Below are 6935 nucleotides of genomic sequence, written 5' to 3' on the forward strand. Positions count from 1 at the left end.
AGGGCATACAGGAACATTCCAGGACTACTGGATAAACGCTTCGGGACAACTCGCCCTATAGCAGTATTGATGAAAGTCAATACTCTAAGGTGTTTGGATGAACGAAGAATCCCCCGCGTTTTCAACCGGGGGAGTGTCAAGGATTAAATCACCGTCGAGTTGAACCGGTGGATTTCCCCCATCACCAATCGCCACTAACAGGGTATCGTCAGGTAACCACACAATGCGGGAACCGAAGTGCTGTCCCCCAGATTTGAGTTGAGATACCTGGAAAATTACCTCGAAATCCTGGAGGGCGCTACCCTCAAATTTGGCACGGGCAACTCGTGTATGATTGGCTTGGCGTGTACCGTGGGAATAGGTGAGATAGACTAATGAATTCTCCGAGAAGCGGGGATGAAGGGAGATATCCATTAATCCACCCTGCTTGAAGGCAAACACTTCTGGGACTCCAGGGATGGGTGTGGGATCAAGTACCCCATCGCGGACAATTCGCAGTTGTCCCGATCGCTCCGTAATCAGTATCGCACCATCGGGTAACCATGCCATCCCCCAGGGATGATCTAATCCTTCGACAATGGTAGTTGCCCAGTTATTAGCGTTTCTTAAAGCTATTTTGTCTATGTCTTGCTTGGCTTAGGGTCAGATAAAATTGATGTTCCGAAGCATCAAAATCGCTTCAATAACTTGTTGTAAGTTATTTTAAACTGAATTGAGGCGGTAAGAAACAAAACTTGTAACCATCTCATCTATACCTGTTGGGGGAATTGGCGTATTCTAGTATCGGTTTATAGTAAAGAAATATAAACTATACTGTCCCTGATTAAAATTAGCACGAGCGATCGCACTCACAACAGACACCTAACCGTCTCAGTACCTGAACCTCAATTCTGTACGCTGTACTAAGCATGTTAACAAGCCTTAAACCCTGACAAAGGACAAAGGACAAAGGACAAATGACGAATGACGAATGCACCCCCTCCCAGTAACGAACCGGAATCCAATTCCAATGAACAACCGGAATCTCCATCGCCTAGACACTCGCGACGTCGGCGTTGGTTGATTGGGATCAGTATCATCCTGCTGGTGGGAATTACTGGGGGGGCGGCTTTTGCGTGGTATTTTATCCAACAGATGTTGGCACCCCTGGTAGCAAGAAACCTCACCCAACTCCTACAACGCCCCGTGGAAATTGGCGACGTTGAACGCTTTTCCCTGAATGGGCTGCGCTTTGATAGCGCCGCCTTACCTCCTACCGATACCGAACCTGATCGCGCCTCGATGGAAGCGGTGGAGGTTGAGTATGATTTACTCCCGCTTATATTCGACCGTCGGTTAGAATTAAATGTTACCCTGATTGAACCGGATGTCTATATCGAACAAGCCGTCGATGGATCATGGATGCCCCTAGAACTCAAAGAACCCGGAGAACCCGGTGCAATTGAGGTAGAATTGCAACGCTTAGGGGTGCGAGATGCTGATGTGCAGCTTGTGCCTCGATCCACCGAAGGCAAACCCCAATCCCCCGTCGCGATCGCAATTCCCCAGGGGAGTAGTCAATTCTTACAGGATAATGACATCATTCGCTTCGATGTCCAAGGTGAAATCGCTAGTGGCGGTACCTTTAACCTGAAAGGCGAACACCTCTTCCCCACTAGCACCACTCACTTACAAGTTAATGGGCAAAATGTCAATGCTAGCACCCTAGATCAGCTAATTCCCCTACCCCTTGACGTGAATGCGGGTAATGTTGGTGGGGACTTAGAACTGACAATTCAACCGGATCAACCCCTCCAGTTTCTGGGAAACGCCACCCTCGATAATGTCACCGCCCAAGTTCCTCAACTTCCCCAAGCCTTTGCCAATACTAATGGGCGATTACGCTTCAAAGAGACAACCATTCGTTTAGAAGATGTAACCACCCAATTCGGGCAAATTCCCGCCACCGCCAATGGTAGCGTGGATCTAGAGACGGGATTTAATCTCACCGCCCAAACCCAAGCGATACAGATCAAACCCGTTTTGCAAACCTTTAATCTGGAAGACACGCCCGTTCCCTTGTCCGGAGAAGTCCAAGCCACCCTGCTAGTCACAGGTTCGTTGACCCAACCTGTGGTGAAGGGAGAAGCCGTGACCACGAAACCGACTCAGATTGATCGCGTCACCTTCAGATCCATCAGTACCGATTTTACCCTCACCACACCCGCCCAACCGCAAGATCCCACCCGCCTTGCCGTTCGCAACCTGCAAGCCCAACCCGTCATCGGCGGCAAAATTACTGGAGGGGGTGTGATTGAACTGGGGGAAACGGGAGGATTACAATTTAACTTGCAAGCTAATAACCTGCCAACCCCAGCACTAGCGAAAACCTACAACACCACCCTACCGATTCCCGTTGGTCCTCTCTCCGGAACCGCCAGAATTTTCGGTCCGTTGGATAATCCCCAAAACATCCGCGCTACAGGAAAGGCGACGGTGCAAGCGGCGGGGGGTACAATTACGGCGACAAATCTGCAAGTTCTGGATAATCGTCTCACCGCCTTAGTCCAAGCCCAAGGGATGGAACTGTCTCAACTGGCTGATGTGCCGTCGCAGTTTCAGGGGACGGTAGCAGGTCAGTTTACCCTATCAACCCCTTTGGATCAGTTTGCCGTATCCCAGATTCGCGCCCAGGGTAGGGGACGCCTGAATCTGGCGGGGGGAACGATTGGTGTAGAGACTATTCAACTGTCTCAAGGGCGCTGGCGGGCGAATATTGATGCCAATGGGGTGCAATTAGGAGAGTTAGCGCCGCAAATTCCGGACGCCCTAAAAGAACCAATTAACGCCACGTTTGCCCTGTCTGGTTCTCTGGCAGATCCCTCGATTTCCGGGATTAGGGGGATGGGTCAAGTGGCGCTGACAGCGGCTGGGGGACGGATTAATGTAGAGAACGTGACTCTGGACAAGGGGCGTTGGCAAGCCGGGATAGACGCGAATCGGATTCAATTGGCAGCGTTTGTGCCTCAATTACCACCGCAACTGGAGTCTCCGTTTAGTGGTACGTTTGTCGCGTCTGGGTCTTTGGATGAGTTTTCGCCATCAGCGATTAATGTCTCCGGTGAGGGACAACTGAATGTGGGTGGGGGAACAGTTCAGGTGGCGAATTTGGATGTCAATGCCGGTCGTTGGCAAGCGGCGGTGGCGGCGAATCAGGTGGGATTGGTGGGGGTTGTACCTCAGCTACCGTCGCAATTGTCGGGAAATGTCAGCGGAATCATGAATCTGTCCGGGAGTCTGGATCAGGTGGCGCTGGAAACGATTCGCGGGGATGGAAATGCCCTAGTTAATTTGGCAGGGGGTATCATCCGGGCAAGGGAGATTAGCCTTGTCGCCGGACGTTGGCAGGCAGATGTGCAAGCAGCGGGACTGGAGTTGGCGAGGTTAGCGCCGGAATTACCGCCCCAATTTGCTGGGGTGTTGGCGGGGAATTTTGACCTGTCGGGGTCTGTTGAGAAGGTGGCATTGGATCAGATTCAAGCCCAAGGTCAGGGCAGGTTAGCCGTGGCGGGAGGTACGGTGAGGGCGACGGCAGTACAGTTAAGTAATGGGAGGCTACAAGCCCAGTTAAACCCTAGAGGGATTGAATTAGCACGGTTTGGGGAACAGTTTGCGGGAACAGTCAGCGGGAATCTGGATGTTTCCACCCGTTTAGAGACATTGACCCCAGAAGCGATCGCCCGATCACTCAGGGCGGCGGGTCAACTGCGGTTTAGTCAAGGATTTGCTTTAATTGATCGTCCTGTGGATACCGCATTTCGTTGGACAGGTCAAGGGATAGACCTGCAACAGTTGACCGCCGAGGGACTGTCTGCTAGTGGGTTTATTGGCGTGAATCCTGCCCAGTTGGATCAGGGAATTGGGGCGGTGGGGAATTTTAATTTAGATGTGGCGGCAAATAACTTAGAGTTAACCGAACTTTCGGCGTATTTACCCCCAGCCGCAGCGGATGTGGATGTGGCGGGATTGGCGGATTTTACGGGTACAATTGCCGGAACAGTGACGAATCCTCGTGTGCAGGGGAATTTAGAACTGGCGGATTTTGCCGTCAGTGGGTTGAGGTTTGAAGAAGAACTCGCTGGTCCAGTGAGGGTGATACCCGGAGAGGGCGTAGACTTAGATCTACAAGGTGAGACGGATCAGATTGAGGTAGCCCTGGGATCTAATTACCTGCCCGTCTCCTTTACCATTCGTCGCGACGAGGCGATCGCCACCGGCACCCGCCAGGGTAATGTACTACGGGTGAATACGGAAAATATTCCCATTGCCTTGATTAAAGATATCGCCCCGGTACCTGCCGCCCTAGAGACTCAACCCTTGGTCGGTGATATTTCTGGGGAAGTAGCAATTAATTTGAATACCTTTGACGTAGCGTTAGACCAGGTAGAATTAACCGGTCCAATTTTTGGCAGTCGTTTACCCGGGGACGCGACACCAGGGGAAAATCTGTATAGCCTATCGGGTCGAATTCAACAAACGCCCACGGGTCCCCAGTTTCAAGGGACGCTGAATATTGAACAGGGACAACTGGAAACCTTGGTGGGGGGTTTGCAGTTAATCGACCTGACCACAATACCACCCACCACCCCCACCGCACCCTGGAATATTGCCCAAGTGGGAATGCCCCAAGCCAAACTAAACATCCAACTGCGCCGTCTCTCGGAAATTGAAACGCTACTGCAACAACGACAGCAGGCGGAACAAGAGGCGGAGATTCTGCCGGATTTAGAGGAGTTAGATGGCACGTTTAGCGGTATGGTTCGGATTAGTGGGTCTTATGCATCGGGAATTAATGCCAAATTTGACCTCCAGGGACAAGACTGGGAATGGGGTGATTATCAGGTAAACCAGGCAACGCTTCAAGGTAGCTTCCAAGAGGGGGTACTGACGCTGCTGCCGGTTACCTTGCGATCGCAAGACAGTGTGGCGACATTTTCCGGGACGATTGGTGGCGAGACGCAATCGGGTCAGTTACGCCTCGAAAACGTCCCCATTGCCCCGATCCGAGAGGTGGTGGATTTACCGCCTGCGATCGGTCCGGTTAGTGGCAATCTGGACGCCACAGCGACGCTTTCGGGACGTTTAGAGAATCCCCAAGCCAGAGGATCAGTCATGGTAACCGATGCGACGCTGAATCAAGAAGCAATTGAAACCTTGCAGGGGAGTTTCAGTTACAGTGATGCCCGGTTACGCTTTTTAGCCGAAAGTATCCCCACAGAGGAGGGTGAACCGCAGTTAGTGGTTCAGGGGAGAATCCCTTACCAGTTACCCGTTCCCGGCGCCGCCGCCCCAGAGAGTGAGGAACTCCGTTTGAGTGTGAATGTGGAAGACGAAGGGTTGGCGTTATTAAATATCCTCACCCGCCAGCAAGTGGCATGGAGGGAAGGAACCGGAAGCGTTAATTTAGAGATTCAAGGCAGCTTTGATCAAGAAGAAGGTCGTCCGAGAGGACTCAGGGCACAGGGAACCGCGATCGTCGAAGGGGCGACAATTGCCTCCCAAGCCCTACCCGAACCGCTTGAGGATGTGACGGGCGAAATTGAGTTCAACTTTGACCAGGTTAATGTCAACAGTTTGACCGCAAACTATGGTGGCGGTCAAATTATCGCCGCCGGTACCCTGCCCATCTCCCAGCCCAGTCCTCAGCAAAATCCACTCACGGTAAATATTGGGGAACTAGCTATTAACTTGAAAGCCCTATACCGAGGTCAGATCCAACAAAGTCAGGTGGTGTTGACTGGGACAGCATTAAATCCCACGGTTAGTGGTGAAATTAACTTAGTTGATGGTACTGTACCACTACCTGAGCAAGATGGCGGTGCAGGAACTGGTGTAGGAATTGGGGGTGACACGCAGGAGGGTATTCCCATTGAGTTTAATGACTTAGAAATTACCCTTGTCCGAGATATTCAGATTAGAAAGGCACCAATTTTGAATTTCCTCGCCGAAGGGACGCTGACGCTGGATGGGTCTTTAGATAATTTAAGACCCGATGGTGTGATTCGGTTAACGCGGGGTCAGGTAAATTTATTTACGACTCAATTCCGGTTGGCGCGGGGACATCAAAATACGGCAGAATTTATTCCGGGTCAAGGACTTAATCCCTATTTAGATGTACGTTTAGTCACATCGGTGGCGGAAGCAACCCAACGGCGACTCCCGACAAACACCCAGACGGCGGAAATTGCCGATGCGCCTGATTTTGAGTTGGGCGCAGTGCAAACGGTTCGGGTTGTCGCCCAGGTGGAAGGACCGGCGTCTCAACTGGAGGATCGGTTGGAATTGACCAGTACACCTGCACGCAGCGAAGCGGAAATTGTGGCACTCTTAGGTGGGGGATTTGTGGATACTTTAGGTCGAGGGAATAGTACGTTGGGGTTGGCGAATTTGGCGGGTTCAGCGGTGTTGACACCCGTGGGGAATTTTATTGCGGATGCGTTACCGTTGAGTGAGTTTCGTCTGTTTCCGACAATTATTCCTGATGATGAAGAACGGGCTTCGAGTTTAGGGTTTGCGGCTGAGGCGGGGGTTGATATCACGCAAAATTTCTCAGTGTCGGTGTTGAAGGAGTTAACTACTGGGGAACCCTTTCAATATAATTTGCGTTATCGGCTGAATGATAATGTGTTGTTACGGGGGGGGACTGATTTTTCCGGGGATAGTCGGGCGATTATTGAATACAGGCGGCGATTTTAGGACATCAGTTGCTCCCAAGAGGGAATAGGGAACAGGGAACAGGGAACAGGGAACTCTTAACAGTTTCATTGCCCCGTCTTCGGCAGATTCTGCATCGCATCTTCCCAAAAAGCTCTTGATATAGAGCATTTTTGAGCCAAAACCTCGCACTTTCTTCAGCTTTAATAGCCTTCTAACCCTTGATGGTTAAGGGTTTCGGC

Annotated in this window: 1 protein-coding gene and 1 pseudogene; one reads left to right on the forward strand and one right to left on the reverse strand. The window is 51.4% G+C overall.

Annotated features, from left to right (window positions below; all coding sequences use genetic code 11):
• Positions 1-141: 141 nt before the first annotated feature.
• Positions 142-585, reverse strand: a pseudogene (locus tag RIE73_RS19235) (PQQ-dependent sugar dehydrogenase); the annotation flags it as partial.
• 378 nt (positions 586-963) lie between these two features.
• On the opposite strand from RIE73_RS19235, the gene RIE73_RS19240 reads away from it, so the two are divergent.
• Positions 964-6735 carry a translocation/assembly module TamB domain-containing protein gene (locus tag RIE73_RS19240; protein ID WP_446402710.1) on the forward strand — a complete coding sequence of 1924 codons (5772 nt, stop codon included), beginning with the start codon at positions 964-966 and terminating at the stop codon, positions 6733-6735.
• Positions 6736-6935: the final 200 nt, after the last annotated feature.

Source organism: Coleofasciculus sp. C1-SOL-03 (genome assembly GCF_040220555.1).
Lineage (GTDB): Bacteria > Cyanobacteriota > Cyanobacteriia > Cyanobacteriales > Coleofasciculaceae > Coleofasciculus.